This window comes from Buttiauxella cochleicola, assembly GCF_021282405.1.
GTDB classification, from domain to species: Bacteria; Pseudomonadota; Gammaproteobacteria; order Enterobacterales; family Enterobacteriaceae; genus Buttiauxella; species Buttiauxella massiliensis.
This window is the reverse complement of the sequence record NZ_JAJSOU010000014.1, coordinates 14,786-36,642: the sequence shown is the minus strand read 5'-3', so window position 1 is coordinate 36,642 and position 21,857 is coordinate 14,786. Positions and strand designations below refer to the sequence as shown.

The window sequence follows — 21,857 nt, the reverse complement described above, 5'->3', positions numbered from 1 at the left end:
ATGAAAAAAGTAATGTTGATGTTAGTTATGGCCGCAGCACTGGCTGGTTGTAGCTCTCCGGCACAGCGTATGGCGGAATGCCAGGCGCAGGGAATCAGCAAAGATACCTGCTATCTCGCCGAGCAGAATCGTCAGAATTCCATCAATAGCGTTGCGATGAAACAGGCAATGGAAAATGCCCACGACGCAGTAAAATAAGTCTGATAATCATCGCTAACACAGGCTCGAAAGAGCCTGTTCTTCATCTGATCCCCGCCAGACATAAAAACGTATAACCAATTGAATTTAGTTGACTTTATAACCATTTATTTATGTGAAATGTAAAGTTTAAAAAATGAATGTCTTAGCGGTTTGTTGGCGCTTGTATTTAGCCTGATAGGGGGAGTACATTAGCGCCGGCGAATCAATGAATCGCCATCAAAATGCAATATGAAACGGCTATATCGAGTGAAGTAAATCCCAAAATACCCGAGCTGCGGTTTCATCTTTCTATACTGAATTTTTAGCAAGATTGCGCGGAAACACGCGCGGAGCAATGTAACGTGAAATATTTCATGATGGGCTTATCGTTCATTTTGTTAGTGTGGGTTGGTACGTTTGTGATGATGGTTGAATAACCGGAATATCAAACAATGAGAGACAGGAGCCATAAGGCTCCTGTTTTCGTTTTTATTCGGCTAAATCTGAAGAAGATTTCTGTGTGGTTGGTAATAGGCCGTCCGTACGGAACATCGCTTTAATGCCTCGTACTGCCTGACGAATGCGGTCGCGATTTTCAATGAGAGCAAAGCGAACATGCGTGTCGCCGTAATCACCAAACCCAACGCCTGGCGAAACGCATACTTTCGCATCCTGAAGCAGCTTTTTAGCAAACTCCAGTGACCCCATCTGCGCGTACTGCTCAGGGATTTTCGCCCATACATACATTGACGCTTTTGGGCACTCAACCATCCAGCCCGCTTCATGCAACCCCTTAACTAAGACGTCGCGGCGGCGTTTGTACTGCTCGGCGATATCACGTACACACTGCTGGTCCCCTTCGAGTGCCGCAATTGCCGCAACCTGTAGCGGAGTGAATGTGCCGTAGTCATGGTAGCTTTTGATCCTGGCAAGCGCGTTGACTAACTCTTTATTGCCCACCATAAAACCAATGCGCCATCCCGCCATATTGTAGCTTTTCGACAGGGTGAAGAATTCAACGGCCACATCTCGCGCACCTGGGACTTCCATTATTGACGGGGCTTTCCAGCCGTCATAGACGATATCGGCGTAGGCTAAATCATGCACCACTAGTACGTCGTAGCGTTTTGCTAAAGCGACAACCTTTTCGAAAAACTCGAGTTCAACACATTGTGCTGTTGGGTTCGACGGGAAGCCGAGGATCATCATTTTCGGTTTTGGATAGCTTTCGCGAATAGCCCGCTCCAGCTCGGCAAAGAAGTCGACGCCTTCCACCAGCGGCACCGAGCGAACTTGCGCACCGGCGATGACCGCACCGTAAATATGAATCGGGTAACTTGGGTTTGGTACCAACACCATATCGCCATGATCGAGCGTTGCCAGCATCAGGTGCGCCAGTCCTTCTTTCGAGCCAATAGTGACAATCGCTTCGCTTTCAGGGTCAATTTCGACGTCATAGCGGTCTTTGTACCAGCGCGAAATCGCGCGGCGCAAGCGTGGTATGCCTCGGGAAGTCGAGTAACCATGGGTATCTTCACGCTGTGCAACGGTACAAAGTTTCTCGACGATGTGCGGCGGTGTTGGGCCATCAGGGTTGCCCATACTGAAATCGATAATATCTTCACCGCGACGACGTGCCGCCATTTTCAGCTCAGCGGTGATGTTAAATACATACGGAGGGAGACGATCGATACGCGAAAAACGACGTTTTGGACTGGAGTCAGCCATAAATTCCTCAGATTAACGTTAGCGCCCGGACCGTCCGAGCGACGCTGCCACATGATGTGGCTTGCTTAGAAAATAGCCTGAATAAAAATCATCTGTCGAGAGGAAAAGCGAAATATTTTTACGACGCACAAAAGAGGATGCTTCACTTGAAGCTAATCCCTATTTTATTTGATGACCATCGATTACATTAACCATGTCGCAACATTCATATAACCTCTTTCAAAAAGACGTGGAGTTTCGCCATGACCCTACACATTGATGACTTACCGCATGCAATCCGTGAGATAAAACAAAAGCTTCGCCATGAATTGCCTGACTACAAAGCTGTATTTGCACAACTCGAAGGCGATATGCAGCGCCAGATTGACGCTATCCGTGATGAGATGGCCCGTGGTGAAAACCCGGTGCCGCAAATTAATGCCGACGATATCGTCAACAATCGTGTCAGTGAGCAACAAAAAGCCCTGATTCGCCAGCGCGGTTGCTGCACTGTAAAAGGTGTATTCCCAGAATCCCAGGCTCAAGCCTGGAATGAAGAAGTGGGAAATTACCTGGAGCGGAATAACTTTGTCGAAAAACTAAAGAATGCTGCAGAAGATAACTACTTTGGCAATCTTGCCGCCAGTAAGCCGCAAATTTACGGTATTTACTGGTCTAAACCACAAGTTGAAGCTCGACAGCATGCTCGTATGAAAGCGGTACAGGTTTTCCTGAATAATTTATGGGAAACCGAAAGCAACGGTAAGCAGTATTTCGACCCGGATCGCGTGGTGAGCTACGCCGACCGTACCCGTCGCCGCCCGCCGCGCTCTAACTCTTTGGGTCTATCTCCACATGTCGACGGCGGTTCAGTTGAGCGCTGGCTGGATGAGAATTTCCGCCATGTTTACCGCCATGTGTTTGCAGGTGACTGGCAAAATTACAATCCATTTGCTGCGGAAGGCCGAACCGAAGTACGTGAATTTCCATCCCCAGCAGTGTGCTCCATGTTCCGTACTTTCCAGGGTTGGACGGCACTTAGCCCGCAACGCAAACACGGTGGCACGCTGACTTTGCTGCCCGTAGCGAACGCGATGGCCTATATCTTACTGCGCGCTTTGCAAGACGATGTGCCTGAAGAATCTCTGTGCGAAGCGAAGCCGGGACGCGCTCTTTCTATTAACGAGCAGTGGCATCCCCTTTTATTAACAGGGATTTCCTCAATTCCGGATATGGAAGCAGGCGATACCGTGTTCTGGCACTGCGATGTGATCCATGCCGTTGAAAATGAACACCTTGGAGAATTCGACAGTAACGTGATGTATATCGCTGCGGCTCCGTGGTGCGAGAAAAACGCCGCATACCTCGAGCGCCAGTGGCCAGCATTTGTTGAAGGAAAATCACCGCCAGATTTTGCGGCCGATGATTTTGAGATCGATTTTGACGGGCGTGCGACTCCGGCAGATTTGAGTGCGGCTGGACGCGAGCAGTTAGGCAGCAAGTAACCCCTTCACCCTAACCCTCTCCCCAGGGAGAGGGGATTAACCCACGTTTCTGGTAACCACTCAGTAATTTCCTTATCATTGCCGTTCCATTCTTAGTCACGCGAGTTAACCGTGCACGAAACTTTTGACATGCTGATGGCGGTATTTGACCGCGCGGCGCTGATGCTGATTTGCCTGTTCTTTTTAATTCGCATCCGTCTGTTCCGCGAGCTGCTGCATAAAAACGCCCACACGCCCAAAGAGTTACTAGCGGTCACCGCTATTTTCTCAATGTTCGCCTTGTTCAGCACCTGGTCTGGTGTACACGTCGAAGGCTCGCTGGTGAACGTGCGTATTATCGCGGTAATGGCGGGCGGGATTTTATTTGGCCCTTGGGTGGGCATCATTACCGGGATTATCGCCGGGCTACATCGCTATTTGATTGATGTCGATGGGATTACTGCCGTCCCCTGCCTAATTACCAGTATTGTTGCCGGGATTATCTCCGGGTTAATCAACCGCAAAGTCCCGAAAGAGCAGCACTGGCGGGTCGGTATTTTCGGTGCGATGTTATGTGAAACCATGACCATGATTCTGGTGGTGCTGTGGGCGCCGTCGGTGGATTTAGGAATCGATATCGTCTCGAAAATCGGTATTCCTATGATCCTCGGCACCGTTTCAATCGGCCTGATTGTGGTGCTGGTGCAAAGCGTTGAGAGCGAAAAAGAAGCGAGTGCCGCTCGCCAGGCCAAGTTGGCGCTGGATATCGCCAACAAAACGCTACCTTTATTTCGTAACGTCAACAGCGAATCGCTGCGCCAGGTTTGCAATATTATTCGCGACGATATTAATGCCGATGCCGTAGCTATTACCGATGTCGACAAAGTGTTGGCTTACGTCGGCTTTGGCGAAGACAATTATAAGCAAAACGACGACGGTATCAGCCCAAGAACGCAGCTCGCGATTCGAGAAGGGAAAATCATTATTCGTAATGATGATGAGGCTTATCGCACACCGGAAATTCACTCGCTAATAATTATTCCGTTATGGGAAAAAGGTGTCGTCACCGGCACGCTTAAAATCTATTACCGCCACGCACACCAGATCACTTCCACATTACAAGAAATGGCGGTCGGGCTTTCGCAGATTATCTCCACTCAACTGGAAGTTTCTCGCGCCGAGCAGTTACGTGAAATGGCAAATAAAGCTGAGTTACGCGCTCTGCAAAGCAAAATTAACCCTCATTTTCTGTTCAACGCACTAAATGCGATTTCATCCTCTATTCGTATGAATCCAGATACCGCCCGCCAGCTTATCTATAACCTGTCGCGCTATCTGCGTTACAACATTGAATTAAAAGATGATGAGCAGATCGACATTAAAAAAGAGCTGTATCAAATTAAGGATTACATTGCCATTGAGCAGGCGCGTTTTGGCGATAAGCTAACGGTTATTTATAACATTGATGAAGAGGTTAACTGCCTGATTCCAAGCCTGCTGATTCAGCCACTGGTTGAGAACGCGATAGTTCATGGCGTTCAGCAATGTAAAGGCAAAGGTGTTGTCACCATCAGTGTGGAAGAGAGCGGGAATCGGGTGCGCATTGCGGTACGTGACACCGGGCATGGTATCGATCCGCAAGTTATTGAACGTGTAGAGGCCAACGAGATGCCAGGCAATAAAATTGGTCTGTTAAATGTGCACCATCGCGTAAAATTACTCTATGGCGAGGGGTTGGTTATCCGCCGTCTTGAGCCGGGTACGGAAATCGCGTTTTACATTCCTCACGCCGCTACTGTCGTTCCGCCGTTATTGTCGCAGCAAGGAGGAAACGCATGAAAGTCCTCATCGTAGAAGATGAAGTGCTGGCGCAGCAGGAGCTTAACTGGCTGATAAAAGAACATAGTCAGATGGAAGTGGTTGGTACATTTGACGATGGTATGGATGTACTGAAATACCTGCAACATCACGAAGTTGACGCTATTTTTTTAGATATAAACATCCCTTCTTTAGATGGCGTGTTATTGGCGCAAAACATCAGTAAATTTGCCCACAAGCCATTTATTGTGTTTATCACTGCCTGGAAAGAACATGCGGTAGAAGCGTTTGAACTGGAAGCGTTCGACTACATTCTGAAGCCTTACCAGGAATCGCGCATTATCGGCATGCTGCAAAAACTGGAAGCGGCTTACCAGCAACAAAATGCCCCCGCAACATCCGGCACTACTAGCCGTGAAGCGCTGACCATTAACCTGGTAAAAGATGAACGAATTATCGTTACCGATATCAACGATATTTATTACGCCGAAGCGCACGAGAAAATGACGTTTGTTTATACGCGACGTGAAGCCTATGTGATGTCGATGAATATCACCGAGTTTTGCCACAGGTTGCCTGAAAGCCACTTCTTCCGCTGCCACCGTTCATATTGCGTAAACCTGAGTAAAATCCGCGAGATAGAGCCCTGGTTTAACAATACTTATATTTTGCGCCTGCGGGATCTGGATTTTCAGGTGCCAGTGAGTCGCAGCAAGGTAAAAGAGTTTCGTGCGTTGATGCGCTTGTAAGACGGGCGCAAGAATTTGCGCCCGAAGAGATTAAAGCACTTGTCCCAGCGTTTGACGCAGATGTGCGCCAGCGCCCAGCAGCCCCGGCTGATCGTGAACAATCAGATACACGGGGATGCTTTGCACGTACTCTTTAAAACGCCCTTTGTCTTCAAAACCACCACGGAAACCGGATGCTTTAAAGAATTCCAGGAAACGCGGCACGATCCCACCTGCTATGTAAACACCGCCAAACGTTCCCAGCGTCAGAGCCAGGTTGCCACCAAAACGCCCCATGATCACACAGAACAAAGACAGCGCACGACGACAGTCGGTGCAGCTATCTTCTAGCGCTCGTTCAGTAATATCTTTCGGTTTATAACCCTGCGGCTCGCGACCATCTGATTTAACAATAGCGCGGTACAGATTCACCAAACCTGGTCCTGACAGCACACGTTCAGCAGAAACGTGGCCGATTTCGGTGCGCAGTTCCTCGAGGATAATCCCCTCTTCTTCACTGTTTGGCGCAAAATCTACATGACCGCCCTCACCCGGTAGGCTAATCCAGCGTTTATCAACGTGAACGAGATGAGCCACACCAAGCCCGGTACCTGCACCATATACCGCAACAGGTTTGCCTTCGATTGGCTCACCGCCACCAAACTTAATCAGGTGCTCATCTTTGATCATCGGAATAGCCATCGAAACAGCAGTGAAGTCGTTAATGATTTCCAGATGTTCAAAGCCAAGATTCTTTTTCATCTCAGCGGTAGAGAATGCCCAGGTATGGTTGGTCATCGCCACCCAGTCGCCGGTAATCGGACAAGCAATTGCGATACAACCGTCAGTCACACTAACACTGTGCTCTTTGAGATAATGCACCACAACCGCTTCAAGGCTTGGAAAATCGAGGCCCGAATAGGTTTTCGCCTGAGTGATGTCGCCATTTTCTACGTTGCACAGTGCCAGACGTGCATTGGTACCGCCTACATCTCCTACCAAAGCATATTTTGTCATTCTTCCACTGCTCCGCTAAAGTCAAAATAAGTCCTGGCCACACTGTAAAATTAGCTAGCCTAAACAACAACGACCAGATGAGAAGTGCCTTGGGATTATAGATCTTCGTCACAGATTAGCTTGAGCGTTTCAGCCCTTATTGCTGAAAGGCAAGATGTGTTATCTGGCAGACTGTATGTCGTGGCGATTTTGCGTTAAAAAATTTTAGTTAAGGAAAAATCATGCTCCATCCGCGAGCCAGAACCATGCTGGTTCTTTCCATTCCGGCACTGGTCATTGGGATCTGTTCCAGCCTGGTATTAATTGTGGTGATGAAAGTTGCCGCTGTCTTACAAAAGTATTTATGGGTGTCACTGCCCGCACGCTTCGATCTCGACATGAATTCCCCGATGTGGATTTTATTGATGCTGACCTTCACCGGGATTGCGGTTGGGTTAGTGGTTCGCTATATGCCTGGCCATGCAGGCCCTGATCCTGCCACCGAACCGTTGATTGGTGCGCCAGTCAACGTAATGGCGTTGCCGGGTTTGATTATTGCGCTAGTGCTAGGGCTTGCTGGTGGTGTAAGCCTCGGGCCTGAACATCCTATTATGGCGGTAAATATCGCGCTGGCTGTGGCTATTGGCGCACGCTTGTTGCCAAAAGTCGGGGCGCTCGACTGGACGATTCTTGCCGCAGCCGGAACCATTGGCGCATTGTTCGGCACGCCGGTGGCAGCTGCGTTGGTATTTTCCCAGACCCTCAACGGCAGCAATGATGTCCCCTTGTGGGACCGCCTTTTTGCACCACTTATGGCAGCAGCAGCCGGAGCAATGACCACAGACTTGTTCTTCCACCCTGATTTCTCTTTGCCTTCTTTGCAATATACCGAACTGCGCCTGGTTGATATTTTCAGTGGCGCCGTAGTGGCAGCTATCGCTATTGCATTGGGCATGGTTGCCGTCTGGTGCCTTCCACGTATGCATCGTTTAATGCACCAGTTAAAACATCCCGTGTTAATTCTTGGTGTTGGTGGCTTCCTGTTAGGCGTGTTAGGGCTGATTGGAGGTGAAGTCACGCTATTTAAGGGGTTGGATGAAATGCGCCAGCTTACCGCTGGGCAGCATTACTCTGTAGCAACATTGCTGATGTTTGCGGTGGTAAAACTGGCGGCATTGGTGATTGCTTCTGCATGTGGATTCCGTGGTGGACGCATATTCCCAGTGGTTTTCGTTGCGGTCGCACTTGGGATGATGCTCCACCAGCATGTTGAAGCAGTTCCGGCTGCCATTACGCTATCTTGCGCCATCCTTGGCCTGGTGTTAGTCGTTACGCGTGATGGTTGGCTCAGCCTGTTTATGGCAATGGCCGTGGTGCCCGACATCAAACTACTCCCATTGCTGTGCATCGTGATGCTGCCAGCCTGGCTGATGCTTGCAGGTAAACCGGTAATGATGGCGGAGAAGCCTAAGGTTTAATCCTTAGCGGCATTGCGCTTAGCAAGCGCTGCCGTAACCGCCTGCAATAGTTCGGGAATATCTTGTTTCGGTAGAACGACTTCCACAAGCGTAAGTCGTTCTGCCAGTGCCGCTTTCTGCATTACTTCTTCAAGCTGCACTTGCTCAGTCACTCGCCAGCATTGCGCAGGGTTGTGAAGATTCATCGCCTGCGGAATTTGCGTCCAGTTCCAGGACGCGATGTCGTTATAGCGCTGCTCGGCGCCATGAATGGCCCGCTCAACGGTGTAACCGTCATTGTTGAGCAAGAAGATCACCGGGCGTTGCCCATCGCGCATCATTGAGCCAATCTCCTGAATCGTAAGCTGCGCCGACCCATCCCCCACCAGCAATACCACGCGACGATTGGGGCAAGCGGTTTGCGCCCCAAACGCGGCCGGGAGGGTAAAACCTATCGATCCCCACAACGGCTGGCTGATAAAAGTCACCCCGGCGGGTAGGGTCAGTGTCGCCGCACCAAAAGCGGCGGTTCCCTGGTCTGCCAGAACTATATCTCCCGGGCGTAGGAATTTTTGAATGGATTGCCAGAACGCATGCTGGTCTAGTTTTCCGCTAGTCGCTTCGGGCAGTGCTGGCGGCTTTTGCTCTGACACGGGCCAGCCGGAAACCTGGTGTTTGCACAACTGATGCAAGACCGACACGGCTTGCGCCATTGCAATACAGCTGAACCAGCGTTCGCCGATTCGGGTGGCATTTGGTTGAATGTCGATAGTCTGCTGAAGAGTAAGATGCTGCGTGAACCCGGCAGTAAGCGTATCGGTAAACTTAACGCCCACGCAGATAACCAGTTCGGCCATTTCAATCGCCTGTATCACCGTTGCATCGCTGGCAGCGGCGCTGTAAGTGCCTACAAACCCCTGCTGACCTTCATCAAATAACCCTTTGCCCATTAGCAACGTTGCATGAGGCATCGGAGTGTCATCCATCCACTGTTGCAACGCTTTTTGCTGTCCAAAACGTAACGCCAGAAAATCCGCCAATAAGGCCACACTGCGGCTTTCAGCCAGGCGTTCTTGTACACAGGCACGAAATTCCGCCAGTAAGGCGGGATCGGTTGACTGTTGCGAAGTAAGTAACGGTTTTGTTGGGCGAGTAGCTGGGGCCTGAGAGACGTCGCCAGGTAATAACAAATAACCGGGACGGCGTTGGGTCAAAGCTTGTTGCAAAACGCGGTCGATTTCATAACAGGCATTTTCTACAGTGAGGGAAGCCTGGGCTACTGTTACTTCCTGTGCCATTCGCGCAAAGTGCCGGAAATCACCGTCGCCTAATGTGTGGTGCATTAACTCGCCGCGCTGTTGTGCCCCAAGGCATGGCGCGCCGACTACATGGATAACCGGTAAATATTCAGCGTAACTTCCAGCGATGCCATTAATGGCACTGAGCTCTCCAACCCCAAAGGTAGTGAGCACCGCAGCCGCTCCATTACAGCGAGCATAACCATCAGCAGCATATGCAGCATTCAGCTCGTTGGCACACCCCACCCAGGCAAGGGTCGGGTTATTAATCACATTGTCCAGAAACTGTAAGTTGTAGTCACCGGGAACACCAAACAGATGGGTAATTCCAGCCTCGGTGAATCGGTCCAGAAGATAGTCTGCGACAGTGTAAGACATAACTCATTCCTTCTCAGAGGGCTTACTGTGAGTATTGGGCATATGTGATCGCTGTCGAGGATCAATGAGAATAAGGGTGTGGAAAGAGGGATTTACACGTAACTGCGGTGTAGTCTGAAGCCCGTAATGTTGTGAAAACGTATACACTAAGTTGGGCATTATTCACTTACCGGGAAACTAATATGGTCTATCAGGCAAATCCTGCGCGTTATGAATCAATGGAATATCGTCGTTGTGGGCGCAGCGGACTCAAACTACCCGCCATTTCTCTGGGTTTATGGCACAATTTTGGCGACAGCACGTTACTGGACAACAGCCGTCAGTTGTTGCACCGCGCATTTGATTCCGGGATTACCCATCTGGATCTGGCCAATAACTATGGGCCACCTCCGGGCTCTGCCGAAGAAAACTTTGGCCGTATCCTGCGTGAAGATTTCCTTCCATATCGTGATGAGCTGATTATTTCGTCCAAAGCGGGTTACACCATGTGGGATGGGCCGTATGGTGATTGGGGATCGCGTAAGTATTTAATTTCAAGCCTTGATCAAAGCCTGAAGCGTATGGGATTGGAGTATGTTGACATCTTCTATCACCATCGCCCGGATCCAGAAACACCCCTTGAAGAAACTATGCGCGCACTGGATACCGTGGTGCGTCAAGGTAAAGCACTGTACGTTGGCGTCTCAAATTACCCAGCCGAACTCGCCGCTCAAGCCATTGATATTTTGAATGACCTTGGTACTCCATGCCTTATCCACCAACCACGTTACTCGATGTTTGAGCGTTGGGTTGAAGGCGGTTTACTGGCCGTTCTGCAAGAAAAAGGCGTGGGTAGCATTGCCTTTTCACCACTGGCTGGCGGCCAACTGACCGATCGCTATCTTGATGGGATTCCTGCTGATTCCCGTGCCGCAAGCGGCAGCAAGTTCCTTAATGCTGACCAGCTCACAGAGGAAAAACTGCAAAAAGTTCGTAAATTGAATGCCATAGCGCAACGTCGCGGGCAGAAACTTTCCCAAATGGCATTGGCATGGGTGCTGCGTGGTGACAAAGTCACATCAGTGCTGATTGGCGCCAGTAAAACCAGCCAGATTGATGATGCAGTCGGCATGTTAGCCAATCGTCACTTTACGGCGGCAGAACTGGCAGAAATTGAAGCTATTTTAGTGTAACCGCTATCACCAACTGGTTTAATTACGAACTAAATTAGCAAAAAGTGCTCTCCTCTGCGAATTAGGAGTTGTGGCGATGAAACACTTAGTTACCACAACTTACTATACCGCTAACAAGCCGCTCTGGCGGTTACCGTGTAAGGGGAGAGAGTATGTTCAGGACACTGATTCTTGCGATTGCATTACTGGCATCTGCACCAATGATGGCGAATGCGGGCGAAATCACCCTGCTGCCGTCAGTTAAGCTTCAAATTGGCGATCAGGATTATCGCGGTAATTACTGGGATGGCGGCGGCTGGCGCGACCGTGATTACTGGCATCGTAATTATGAATGGCGTGACCGTGGCTGGCACCGCCATGATAACGGCTACCATCGTGGCTGGTATAAAGACCGTGGCCGTAGCAGCTTTGAGAAAGGTTATCGCGCGGGCTGGAACGATCGTGACGATCATCGTGGTCGAGGCCGTGGTGATCACGGACGTGGGCACGGCGGTGGTCATCGCCATTGAGGCTAATGATTTAAAAATGGGAGCTAAGGCTCCCATTTTTATTACAGCAATCGATAGTTTTTATCTGGGGTGATTTTTCCAGGAAGCCTCCCATCATGGATCATTTCCCGTAAATCAATTTCAATGGTGTTGCAGATAGCATTCAAGGGTAAATCATTATCTTCACGACCAAAGGGATCCTCAAGCTCAGTAGCAATCGCATCAAGCGCAAGCAATGCATATGTGGTAAATAATGAAAACAACAGAGAAAGAAACCCAAAGCTGTCGATGATCAGCAATGGATAAATCGCACAATAGATATAAATAGTGCGATGTAAAATTAAAGAATATGCAAACGGAATTGGCGTATTACTGATACGTTCACACCCACCCTGAATGGTACTGATATTATTGAGGTAATGATTAAAGTTCTGGTAATCCAGGGAATTTCGCTTATAGCGAAAAAGCCATTTGCCAATCTCCTGAAGCAAAGCATTACATGGAGTGGCAACATTTAGCCTCTCAAGCATAAATGGGGCTTGCGATGTGACCTCCACAGGCATTTTTTCATGCCGCAGCATCGATTTTAATATGTTGCAATAACATACGATAAAATTGAGCACGACTTTCATCTCATCCTGACTAGCTTCTGTTGTGCTTTTTATTTCCCGCATTAAAGATCGAGTGGTAATCAACAAGTCTCCCCAAAGCTTTCTGGCCTCAGAATAGCGGAGCCACGCTGCATTGTTACGGAAGCCAAGAAATATCGAAATGGATATCCCAATAAAACCAATTGGATTTTCTTTTGCTTCAATACCATGCAAATGCAAAAGCGGGAGTAGAAATAGATAAGCCATATTCAACATAGCGAAAAAGAGCAACTGGCGAGAAATTTTCCTCATAATAGACCCTCTCCATGAGAACAATCTTCTAAACCAGTGTTGCTCAGGCCTGACTATCATTCTTTATCCTTTACACATAAATTTGCCATATGTGCATAAACGGGAACCAATTTATGTAAGTAATGCTCAAAAACCTGTTTTTTATCAGAAAGAGGAATCACTCCGTCAAGGAGGCCCTGTTGATTAATATATGAAGAGGGTATGTCTATAATGCTCTCTCCTTGTATAAGAGGATGATAGCTAATCATAATAGGGCCTAAAAAACCGGTGCGGATAATGTTTAGCTGCATCGAACCAAAAAGCTTTATAGACAAATTATTACTTTGGCAAATTGCTACCTGGTGATGGTATAAACGTTCAGTTAATGTAATATTCTTTAGCAAAACCAATGTGTAGTTATTCCATAAACTATCCATACTTGTTTTTTTACTATGAATATCAGAAGCGTACTCTTTTAAAGATAGGTATTGCGGCATACAATAATCTCTCCCACTTAAAATTGAGATTAAATATAGATAATAAAAAACAGAAAAGTAATGAATGATGAATTAACTAGTCAGTATTTCCATTTTTGCTCAGTGCTTTGATGGCATCACTATGAAGAATAAAATCAATGTAATTACGCAATGTCAAAGTGTTATTTTTATTACTGGGGTAAATCATCCACAATTCTATTTTCTGCACACTCCAGTCGGGAAGAGCAATTTTAAGCTGACCATTTTTTAGATAGGGATCCACAATGTACTCGGGCAAAATTGCCATCCCTGTACCTTGTAAAGCTTGTTGCAATATATAAGTCAGATTATCGCTGGTATGCCGAGAATTCATGACCAATTTATAGCTGCTAGCTTCTTGAGAAAGAGTGACGCTTTTCCATGTTTTATGGGTAATTAAATCACATGTAAGCAATTCATCAGGTGAACTGACATTATGCTTTTCTGCATACTCCGGCGTCGCAACAATAAATCGATTAAAGGTTCCCAGGAAACGCCCAATGAAAGAGTCATCGGAAGGCTTACCTATTCTGTAAGCGACATCAAAAGTATCGTTAACCGAACCAAAGAATGAGTCAGCCGTAACCAGTTCAAGTTCAACCTGAGGATTTGCTTTCAAAAACTCATGGTGAGGTGCAGGTAAGGCACTGTACATGAACCCCGGAGGCGCTATTATTCTTAATTTCCCATTTGGGCTTTCACGTAATAACTGAATGAGCTCATCAGCTCTGAATGCAACATCTATCACTTCCTGACAGTATCGCAAATAACTTTCACCTGCATATGTCAGCGAGATCTTTCGCGTTGTTCGATTGAGCAAACGTAAACCAAGATATTCTTCGAGTTCACTTATTTGCTGGCTGACGCGAGATTTCGTCATATTCAATTCTTCAGCGGTTCTTGTAAAATTGCCGTTTTTTACCAGCGCGGCAAAAAGAGCCATATGATTAAAGTGCTTGAACATGACAAAACCCTGATATTTCTAAACGTCAGCATAAATCATACATAACATAATGTGGGATGGATAGAGCTGATTGTTCAACAAATCACACCCATTTGTTCTGAAAGTAGTAACTAATCAACAGAGTCTTAATAGGTATGATTGCCTGTGTTCGGCACCAATATACACAGGGTAATTTATAAATAATGTGGACCTCGATAGCGAATCGAAAACTGCTGAGCATTCCGCTTTTTGGAATATTATTGCTCAATACGATTATTGACATTTTCTTAGGTGCTATTGCGTTAGGGCATCACAATTTTATGATTGTCGGTGTATTGGCAATCGCGTTTGCGATTCAGGGAATGTTTATGGTTCGAGTTAGCAGGCATATATTCTGCTAACTCACCAGGGGAAGGGATATAAATAAACGCAAATGCATGAATGAACTTATAAAGATGTAACCCGCGACCACAAGACTGTGGCCGCAGAGCGCTATAAATCTACAACCCCAAAGCCGTACCAACTAGCAGCCACAGGTTAAGCGCCACCACTACAGCTACAATCACCCACCCCACTTGTTTTACCAGCCGGGTATTGACTAAATCCCCCATCAATTTTTCATTGCTGGTGAAAATCAGCAGCGGCACCAGAGCCAGTGCGATACCGAAACTGAGCAGTACCTGGCTCATAACAAGAACGCGCGTTGGGTCAAGCCCCATCAGGATGACAATAAAAGAAGGTGCCATGGTGACTGAGCGGCGAACCCACAGCGGTATATAGAAGCGCACGAACCCCTGCATCACGACCTGCCCTGCCAGCGTGCCGACAACAGTTGATGACAATCCCGCCGCAACCAAGCTCAATCCGAAGATTGTCGCCGCAGAATGGCTCAAAAGTGGCTCAAGCGTGAGATATGCCTTTTCGAGATCGGCAACACCTGTATGGCCAGAGAAGTGAAACGCTGCGGCGGCCGTTGCCATCATCGCCAGATTAACAAATCCGGCAATCGTCATTGCGATGCCCACATCCCATTTTGTCGCGCTGTAACGCTCGGCGCGATTGCCTTCGTGCATATGCTGGGTCAGCGATGAGTGAAGATAGATAACGTGCGGCATAATAGTCGCACCCAGCACTCCGGCGGCTAAAAATACCGCTTCGCTGGTCGGCAAGGTTGGGATCAACATCCCTTTGCCCAATTCAGCCAATTTAGGCTGTGAGAAAATCAGTTCAACAATGTAAGCCGCGGCCACAAATAACAGCAGTCCACCGATCACTTTTTCGAGCGGTTTTTGCCCGCGCCGTTGCAACATCAGTATCAGGAACGTTGCAATACCGGTAAGTACCGCACCTTGCAGCAATGAGACACCGAGGATTAATTTAAAACCAATCGCAGCACCGATGAATTCGGCCAGATCGGTCGCCATGGCAATGATTTCGGCTTGTATCCAGTACAGCCACACAACCGGACGCGGATAGTGGTCACGAATTTGTTCAGCGAGGTTCTTGCCGGTGGCAATCCCTAGTTTTGCCGACAGAATTTGGATAAGCATCGCCATCAGGTTCGCCCACACCACTACCCAGAGCAATTTATAGCCAAAGCTGGCCCCGGCCTGAATGTTGGTAGCAAAGTTACCAGGATCGATATACCCGATAGCAGCGATAAAAGCCGGCCCCATCAACGCCAGGCGTAATCTGCGCGCTGTGCGGGTACCACTGTTGTCAACGCGACTGTTTGTCATCATCTGCCTCTGAGATATAGCCTTTGCTATGTTTCAAGCTATCAAAAATGAGAATGATTATCAAATTCATTTAAGTGAGATAAACTGATTGCTCTGATAGATGAAAACAATGAGGGATTTGGGGTGACGATTTAGCATCGTCCGTTAATTAAAAAAAATACGACAACCACTATGTTAAGGATATGTGCGTTGACGCAACTTTTATCTTCTTTACTTAACATAGCAGAAATGTATGGTTGATCACTAATTTTGAGATTCGTCACATGACATTACTATAGTGTGCGATTAGTCTCGTTTTCTTATTGCTTGTTTCATAGAATGTGCAACGAAATTAAACCTGCCTCATGTTTGGAGCAAATATGTCCCGCGTTCTTCACTTTGTCTTAGCGCTTGCCGTGGTTGCGCTACTTGCTTTATTGCTGAGTAGCAACCGTAAGCAGATTCGTATTCGCTTTATCGTTCAACTGTTAGTGATCGAACTCATCCTGGCCTGGTTCTTCCTGAACTCAGAAATCGGTCTGGGCTTTGTGAGAGGTTTCTCAGAAATGTTTGAGAAACTGCTGTCGTTCGCTAACGAAGGGACAAACTTTGTATTCGGTAAGATGAATGACGAAGGACTCGCCTTCTTCTTCCTGAAAGTACTCTGCCCAATCGTCTTTATCTCCGCGCTGATCGGGATATTGCAGCACATCCGTGTTCTGCCGATTGTTATCCGCTTTATCGGTACCGTTCTGTCTAAAGTGAATGGTATGGGTAAACTGGAATCCTTTAACGCCGTAAGCTCGCTGATTCTGGGACAATCAGAAAACTTTATCGCCTATAAGGATATTCTCGGCAAGATGTCTCGCAACCGCATGTACACCATGTCCGCTACGGCCATGTCTACCGTGTCCATGTCGATTGTCGGTGCATATATGACGATGCTCGAGCCAAAATATGTGGTCGCAGCGCTGGTGTTGAACATGTTCAGTACCTTTATCGTACTGTCGCTGATTAACCCTTACCGCGTTGATGAGAGCGAAGAAAATATCCAGATGTCTAACCTGCACGAAGGGCAAAGCTTCTTCGAAATGCTCGGTGAATACATTCTGGCAGGTTTTAAAGTTGCGATTATCGTTGCCGCAATGCTGATTGGCTTCATTGCCCTGATCGCGGCACTTAACGCACTGTTTGCAGCAATCTTTGGCATCTCTTTCCAGGGCATTCTGGGTTACATCTTCTACCCGATTGCCTGGGTAATGGGTGTTCCTTCCCATGAAGCATTGCAGGTTGGTAGCATCATGGCCACCAAGCTGGTTTCCAACGAATTCGTTGCGATGCTGGATCTGCAAAAACTGGCCGGTACGCTTTCCCCACGTGCGGAAGGTATCCTGTCTGTGTTCCTGGTTTCGTTTGCTAACTTCTCTTCTATCGGGATTATCGCTGGTGCGATTAAAGGCCTGAACGAAGAGCAAGGTAACGTGGTTTCTCGCTTTGGCCTGAAACTGGTTTACGGTGCAACTCTGGTGAGTATTCTGTCAGCATCTATCGCTGGTCTGTTCTTGTAATTCTCACAATAAAAAGCCGGGGCAATTTGCTCCGGCTTTTTTTATGCCTGAAATTCCTGGCGGATTTATCTACGCCTGAATAGCATCGTCATCCTGCCAGCAGACCTGGTTTCTGCCTCGTTCTTTAGCGGTATACATCCGCATATCTGCAAGCGACTGGATTTGATCAAGCGTGTACTCAGGATACTCACTGTGCGAAGCCACACCTAGCGATGCGGTAACAGGTAATTTTCGGCCGTCATCCAGAACCAGTGCCGAAGACTCCAACTCCCATTTAACTCTTGTAGCCACCATAATCCCCGCCTTGAGATCGGAGTTAGGCAGATAAATACAGAACTCCTCACCACCAATACGCCCAAGAATATCCTGGCTGCGTATCGCACGCTGAATGCGCTGAGTCGCATGCATCAGCACATTGTCACCGACCTGATGCCCGTAAACATCGTTCACTTTCTTGAAGTGGTCGAGATCTAATTGCACAAGTGTGTAATCTACATAATCAGGGCTAATTTGTGATGTTTTCTCAAAGAAGCCACGGCGGTTAAGTGCACCGGTCAACTCATCGTGAAGCGCATGATGCTGCATTTCACGCTGCAAGCTCCCCATATTGCGCACCAGGCGGCAAATCACTCGGTGCGATCCCCAGAGGAACAGCACGAATATCCCCCACATCGCGATCAACAGGATACTGAAACGGCCAAAGTCTTCATGTAAACCCTGACTGAGGGTTTGGGTACTGATCAGTACCGAGCGCGTGCCAACAACTCTGCCAAAAGTGATGAATACAGACCCATCGCGCATCGTGCCGCGCGATGAGACTTCAAGCATCTGGCGAATAGTTTGTAGATGCTTAGCAGTGAGTTGAAATTGATTGGCCGACCCTACGGTACCGGTGAGTGGAATTAGCCGTTCATCAAACAATTGATAAGCACTCTGCGTATCTTCAGGTAATGACGCCGCAAGGAATTTTTGCACTGCATCATTTTCAAACGCTATCCCCAGAAGGCCTATCCATTCGCCACGAAAATCGACAGGAATGGCGGCATTAACCAGAGTGTCATCAGTTTTAGCGATATTCTGCCGTGTCCAGAAAGGTTCTCGCTGTGGATTGAGCAATGGCGAAGCCAGCACGAAACTACCCTGTTCTACATGAGGGTTGTAGCTGCTCACCAATAGCGAGTTCATCTCCTGGGATAGAGAGACAATAAACTCGCCATCACGTGAGATGTAGTACAAATCAGCAGTCAGTTCATTGGCCCCTGTCGCCAACGGGAAAAGGCCCTGAATCTTCCGCAATGCGTAGAGTTGCTGGCGGACTTGTAGCGCGTCCTCGCCGTGAAACGCGCTGTCCTCGGTAAGCGTATCGGGCAAAGGCAGCTCGCGGACCCACAATGGTGAATCGCCAACATCGCCTGTAATTTCCGAAGGAACAGTTGCCACACCAGGGAACAACGGATCGTCCATCGCTTCAATAAAAATTCGTTTTAGATAGCGAAGGTTGTCAACTTTGTACTGTGCTTTGCTTTCGATTCTGGCAATTACACTTTCAAGGTGGCTAAGCTGGCTTGTACGGTAGCCATGGCTAAATAGCTGTCCTTGCTGCCAGAATAAAAAAGTAGTCAGCGCAAAAACAAAAATAAAAACCAGATGGATAACCCGGAGTGTTTTTGCCATTGGCAGGCGAAATCTATTCGCTAAAGAAGTGCTCACAAATCAGCCCCTTGATTATATGCTCGCAACATACTGCTACCTTAATGTATGGACTAAGGCCAGAGGCTCTGGCTTGCCTATCAGATACCCTTGTAAAAACTGTACGCCGAGTTCGCATAAAAGCCTGCGCTGTTCTTGCGTTTCAACAAACTCTGCAACAACAATCAATTGCTTCGCTCGAGCCATATCACAAATAGATTTAACAATCAGCGGGTCAAGCGAGTCGGTGGTGATGTCTTTAATGAAGCAACCATCTATCTTAATAATGTCTGCTTGCAGCCTTTTCAACCGCTCGTAGTTCGCATAACCGGTACCAAAGTCATCAATGGCAATTTTAAACCCATAATCACGCAGTAACGTAATGTTCTGCATTGAAGTTTCTGACTCTGAAAAAGCCTGTTCCTCGGTGACTTCAATAATCACGCTGCTGGTTGGCACCTGGAATTGCGTGAACAATGAAATAATATTCTGCGCAATATCCTTTTGCATCAACGTCAACGGCATAAGATTTACCGAGAAACGCGACTGCTCGCCCTTCTCAGGGTGAAGATACAAATAATTCACCAGCTTCTTCACCACTAACATATCGAAGCGCGTGCTGAGGTTAAACTCGGCAATAACAGGAATAAATTTATCCGGGGTAATTAATTCATCATCAAAAGTGATACGACTCAGTATTTCGTGATATCCATGCCCCATCTTATTCACAATAGGTTGTGCATAGAGAGTGACAGGCTCTTCTTCATTCAAAGCACGTTTGATTTTTTGCAGTAACAAAACACGCTCTGTCGTTTTGTCAGAGACATATTCAACTCGGGTATTCAAGCTGAGTACGCGTAACGATTCACTCGCCTGATCGGAGAGAAAACTTAATTGCCCTAAAGTGCGGTGTAATTCTTCAAGGCTGTTGTCGATAACGCTATAGGATGCGCCGTACTCAATTTCCAGCATGGTGTTATGCCATGTTATTTTTTTGCTATTGAGTAAATCAACAATATGTTCGAGTCGCGCATCGGTATGTTGTCCACGGAGGAAAATTAATAATTCGCTTCCGGGCAACTGAAATACTTGTTCACCTTCATGCAGGAAAGGCGTTATCTGACTGGTAACTATACGCTTACAATGAATTCGCATCATCATGCCGTAATGGCGGCTTAAAAATTCCAGGTTCGACATCCTTAGGCAGCAAAGCGTCCCTTCCGGGTAACATTGCACATGATGTTCCAGGGCACGTAAATTTGGTAATTGTGTTAATGGGTCGGTTAATGCCTGCGAATGATAAATGCGTTTCATCCATTCGTTTTTCTTAAACATCATCGTCATATACAACATACAGACGGAAAAAGAGATGAAAACAGAAAGAATGAATGACAGGGCAAATTCTGTATTAACCCCGTAAAGGAAACCATCGTTATATGTCAGTAGTAGCCATACGGATATAGCCCATAACAGCCCCATTAAACGCGGGCCAAAATGGCGGATACCCAGCGTAAATAGCACAAAGATAGCGGGCACAAGGTAGCCTGAAACCTGCAACAAGCCCCACGATGAGCACAACACCACCAGCAGAGTTATCAGGCATAACAACCAGGTGAAAGAATAAAAACGACGTGGGCCAACGAAATCACGCATCACGCAACGACGCCAGAAGGCTCGGACGTAATTTGGATTCAGGATCATTCTAAGCGGATAGTAAAACAGGAAAGTGAATATCAGCGAGGCGGCAATTAAATTTTGAAAATCCACCACCATAAACATGAGTGAATTGTCACCAAAGTACGCAGCCACTGCTTCTGGAAATTGAATATAGTGCCCCGCCAGATACATCAATAATTTAGTGCTGAAAGGTGCGACAAACCCTAGCCAGAATATCCGAGTCCCCATTCCTTTATCGGTCAAAGCATAGCGCCATCTCGACCCAAGGTAATGACGAGCAATTATACTACAAACTATTATTGGAAATATCAGGCAAAAAACAAACGACGCTAACGCCACAAATGACAGATGAAGTACGCATGAGAATGTCACTACTGATGAAATTATTAGAGGAATAATCGCAGCTCGGCCATAGATAAACACCATGGCTATCAACAAACCCATTGGAAGATATGCGAGATAAACCTGAACACCATCAATTGTCGTTAACGGTGAAATGTAGCGAGAAAAAGGGACGAGAAAGAGAGATAAAACCAGTGCTGTAACGAATTTCTTGATAGATTTTTGAAAAATCATAAGCCCTGGTCTGAGTATTCTGTAATGGCTTTGCAGCATTATTCGGTGATAAATAATACGTTTATTTGTTGCGCAAATCAAGTTTGCGAATTATTGCAGGTGATTAAATTTATTAGTTTTTTATACAAACCAACAAAGAGAAATAATTTGATATATTCATATTGAGAATACATCGTATTTATATATTCACTGAATTGAGGAAAGTCGTGCTCAAATCACTATTTTGTGACGTTATTCTGGCGCAGAAACGAAAAAACCCCCGCCATTAGGCGAGGGTTTCATATTTTGGTGGAGCTAAGCGGGATCGAACCGCTGACCTCTTGCATGCCATGCAAGCGCTCTCCCAGCTGAGCTATAGCCCCACGAATGGGTTTGGTTTAAACGATTCAAATCTTGCTGGTAAAGATTTGGTGGAGCTAAGCGGGATCGAACCGCTGACCTCTTGCATGCCATGCAAGCGCTCTCCCAGCTGAGCTATAGCCCCGTACCGTGAAACCGTGTCGTATCGACGGGCGGCATCATATGAAACCCATTCGAGAGTGTCAACGTCAAATTCAGCTTCGGCGATTAATCGCCGAAAAAGC

At 47.3% G+C, this 21,857-nt stretch carries 18 protein-coding genes, 2 tRNA genes and 1 pseudogene; 9 read left to right on the top strand and 12 right to left on the bottom strand.

Translation table 11 applies throughout. The features are described from left to right. Together LVQ79_RS17595 and ypdK are read left to right on the top strand one after the other, a co-directional pair. Positions 1-180, top strand: a pseudogene (locus LVQ79_RS17595) (hypothetical protein); the annotation flags it as partial. A gap of 362 nt (positions 181-542) precedes the next feature. Then, positions 543-617, top strand: coding sequence for a membrane protein YpdK (gene ypdK / locus LVQ79_RS22605; RefSeq protein ID WP_115631778.1), 75 nt, complete (start codon positions 543-545; stop codon positions 615-617). Between the two features lie 52 nt (positions 618-669). Here ypdK and alaC read toward each other — a convergent pair whose 3' ends face one another. Continuing rightward, positions 670-1,908, bottom strand: coding sequence for an alanine transaminase (gene alaC, locus LVQ79_RS17590; protein ID WP_232865920.1), 1,239 nt, complete (start codon positions 1,906-1,908; stop codon positions 670-672). 242 nt (positions 1,909-2,150) lie between these two features. On the opposite strand from alaC, the gene LVQ79_RS17585 reads away from it, so the two are divergent. The 3 genes from LVQ79_RS17585 to LVQ79_RS17575 all read left to right on the top strand — a co-directional run bounded on the left by LVQ79_RS17585 (position 2,151) and on the right by LVQ79_RS17575 (position 5,938). Then, positions 2,151-3,392, top strand: coding sequence for a DUF1479 domain-containing protein (locus tag LVQ79_RS17585; protein ID WP_232865919.1), 1,242 nt, complete (start codon positions 2,151-2,153; stop codon positions 3,390-3,392). A 111-nt stretch (positions 3,393-3,503) separates the two neighbouring features. Further along, positions 3,504-5,210, top strand: coding sequence for a sensor histidine kinase (locus LVQ79_RS17580; protein WP_151995183.1), 1,707 nt, complete (start codon positions 3,504-3,506; stop codon positions 5,208-5,210). Beyond that, positions 5,207-5,938 carry a LytR/AlgR family response regulator transcription factor gene (locus tag LVQ79_RS17575; RefSeq protein WP_232865918.1) on the top strand — a complete coding sequence of 244 codons (732 nt, stop codon included), beginning with the start codon at positions 5,207-5,209 and terminating at the stop codon, positions 5,936-5,938. The genes LVQ79_RS17580 and LVQ79_RS17575 overlap by 4 nt, the downstream gene beginning before the upstream one ends. 30 nt (positions 5,939-5,968) lie before the next feature. On the opposite strand, the gene glk is transcribed toward LVQ79_RS17575, so the two are convergent. Continuing rightward, a complete protein-coding gene (glk, locus tag LVQ79_RS17570) occupies positions 5,969-6,934 on the bottom strand; it encodes a glucokinase (protein ID WP_232865917.1) in 966 nt (321 codons plus the stop codon). A 221-nt stretch (positions 6,935-7,155) separates the two neighbouring features. On the opposite strand from glk, the gene LVQ79_RS17565 reads away from it, so the two are divergent. Next, positions 7,156-8,391: an ion channel protein gene (locus LVQ79_RS17565; protein WP_232865916.1), complete on the top strand. Its 1,236-nt coding sequence runs from the start codon at positions 7,156-7,158 to the stop codon at positions 8,389-8,391. On the opposite strand, the gene LVQ79_RS17560 is transcribed toward LVQ79_RS17565, so the two are convergent. Next, positions 8,388-10,046 (bottom strand): alpha-keto acid decarboxylase family protein, encoded by a 1,659-nt coding sequence (locus tag LVQ79_RS17560; RefSeq protein ID WP_232865915.1) that lies wholly within the window; start codon positions 10,044-10,046, stop codon positions 8,388-8,390. The genes LVQ79_RS17565 and LVQ79_RS17560 overlap by 4 nt on opposite strands. A 182-nt stretch (positions 10,047-10,228) precedes the next feature. Between LVQ79_RS17560 and mgrA the strand changes: the two genes are divergently transcribed. Both mgrA and LVQ79_RS17550 read left to right on the top strand, forming a co-directional pair. Then, positions 10,229-11,218: an L-glyceraldehyde 3-phosphate reductase gene (mgrA, locus tag LVQ79_RS17555; RefSeq protein ID WP_232865914.1), complete on the top strand. Its 990-nt coding sequence runs from the start codon at positions 10,229-10,231 to the stop codon at positions 11,216-11,218. Between the two features lie 152 nt (positions 11,219-11,370). Next, entirely contained in the window at positions 11,371-11,727 is a 357-nt protein-coding gene (locus tag LVQ79_RS17550; RefSeq protein WP_151995189.1) for a DUF2502 domain-containing protein, read from the top strand. Between the two features lie 41 nt (positions 11,728-11,768). Here the strand turns inward: LVQ79_RS17550 and LVQ79_RS17545 are convergent, their stop codons facing one another. From LVQ79_RS17545 to LVQ79_RS22670, 5 genes are all read right to left on the bottom strand, one after another. After that, positions 11,769-12,608 carry a bestrophin family protein gene (locus LVQ79_RS17545; RefSeq protein WP_232865913.1) on the bottom strand — a complete coding sequence of 280 codons (840 nt, stop codon included), beginning with the start codon at positions 12,606-12,608 and terminating at the stop codon, positions 11,769-11,771. A gap of 56 nt (positions 12,609-12,664) precedes the next feature. Beyond that, on the bottom strand, positions 12,665-13,084 hold the full coding sequence (locus tag LVQ79_RS17540) for a hypothetical protein (protein ID WP_151995191.1): 420 nt from the start codon (positions 13,082-13,084) through the stop codon (positions 12,665-12,667). Between the two features lie 76 nt (positions 13,085-13,160). Next, positions 13,161-14,066 (bottom strand): LysR family transcriptional regulator, encoded by a 906-nt coding sequence (locus LVQ79_RS17535; protein WP_151995192.1) that lies wholly within the window; start codon positions 14,064-14,066, stop codon positions 13,161-13,163. 479 nt (positions 14,067-14,545) lie between these two features. Continuing rightward, positions 14,546-15,784 carry an Nramp family divalent metal transporter gene (locus LVQ79_RS17530; protein ID WP_232865912.1) on the bottom strand — a complete coding sequence of 413 codons (1,239 nt, stop codon included), beginning with the start codon at positions 15,782-15,784 and terminating at the stop codon, positions 14,546-14,548. Beyond that, the gene (locus LVQ79_RS22670; RefSeq protein WP_420535613.1) at positions 15,765-15,854 is read right to left on the bottom strand and encodes a hypothetical protein; all 90 of its coding nucleotides are present in this window, start codon (positions 15,852-15,854) and stop codon (positions 15,765-15,767) included. The genes LVQ79_RS17530 and LVQ79_RS22670 overlap by 20 nt, the downstream gene beginning before the upstream one ends. A gap of 289 nt (positions 15,855-16,143) precedes the next feature. Between LVQ79_RS22670 and LVQ79_RS17525 the strand changes: the two genes are divergently transcribed. After that, entirely contained in the window at positions 16,144-17,331 is a 1,188-nt protein-coding gene (locus tag LVQ79_RS17525; protein ID WP_232865911.1) for a NupC/NupG family nucleoside CNT transporter, read from the top strand. Positions 17,332-17,400: 69 nt separating this feature from the next. On the opposite strand, the gene LVQ79_RS17520 is transcribed toward LVQ79_RS17525, so the two are convergent. From LVQ79_RS17520 to LVQ79_RS17505, 4 genes are all read right to left on the bottom strand, one after another. Continuing rightward, entirely contained in the window at positions 17,401-19,041 is a 1,641-nt protein-coding gene (locus LVQ79_RS17520; RefSeq protein WP_232865910.1) for a diguanylate cyclase, read from the bottom strand. Between the two features lie 36 nt (positions 19,042-19,077). Continuing rightward, entirely contained in the window at positions 19,078-21,273 is a 2,196-nt protein-coding gene (locus tag LVQ79_RS17515) for an EAL domain-containing protein (protein ID WP_232865909.1), read from the bottom strand. 286 nt (positions 21,274-21,559) lie between these two features. Continuing rightward, positions 21,560-21,635 (bottom strand) — tRNA-Ala (locus LVQ79_RS17510). Between the two features lie 46 nt (positions 21,636-21,681). Then, positions 21,682-21,757 (bottom strand) — tRNA-Ala (locus LVQ79_RS17505). Between the last annotated feature and the right edge of the window lie 100 nt (positions 21,758-21,857).